Origin of the sequence: Kitasatospora sp. MBT66, assembly GCF_000710405.2 — a bacterium.
Classification (GTDB): Bacteria; Actinomycetota; Actinomycetes; order Streptomycetales; family Streptomycetaceae; genus Kitasatospora; species Kitasatospora purpeofusca.
Genome location: NZ_JAIY01000027.1, coordinates 23,032 through 23,654, shown reverse-complemented (window position 1 = coordinate 23,654; position 623 = coordinate 23,032). Strand labels below are relative to the sequence as shown.

General features: G+C 76.1%; 1 pseudogene. It reads left to right on the top strand.

The window, feature by feature from the left end:
- Positions 1 to 623: pseudogene (locus BI06_RS52175) on the top strand (antitermination regulator); the annotation flags it as partial.

The window sequence follows — 623 nt, the reverse complement described above, 5'->3', positions numbered from 1 at the left end:
CCGGGAGGCCGACCTGCTCGACGGCCTGCTCGACCCGGCCATGCTGCTCGCACCCGTCCTGCGGGACGGCCGGGCCGTGGACTTCACCGTCCTGCGCACCAACCGGCTGTTCCGGGACCCGCTCGGCCGCCCCCGCAGCGGCCTGGACGGCACCTCCCTCCTGGAGACCTACCCGATGGCCTGCGCCACCGGCCTGCTGGAACCGCTGCTCCGGGCGCACGAGACCGGCGAACCCCGGACCGACGACCGTCTGCGCCTGGTCTTCCAGGGCGGCGGGATCGCGGTACCCGCCGTGCTGCGGATCGCCGTCGCCCCGCTCGGCCCGCACCTCCTGCTCAGCTGGCAGCGCGACACCGACCGGTCCGGCGAGCCCGAGCAGACCGACCTGCTGCGCCAGGCCCAACGCCTCGCCCGGGTGGCCGGGTTCGAGGAACAGCCGGGCAGCGGCCGGATCCTCTGGAGCGAGGGCCTGAGCGAGCTGTTCGGCCTGCCGCCGGAGTCCGCGGTGCCCCTCGCCCGGCTCTCCCGGCACGTCCACCTCGACGACGGGCCCGCCGTCCGCCGACTCGTGGACACCGTCCAGCACCGCCTGCGCACCGCCTCCGCGGTGTTCCGGCTGGTCC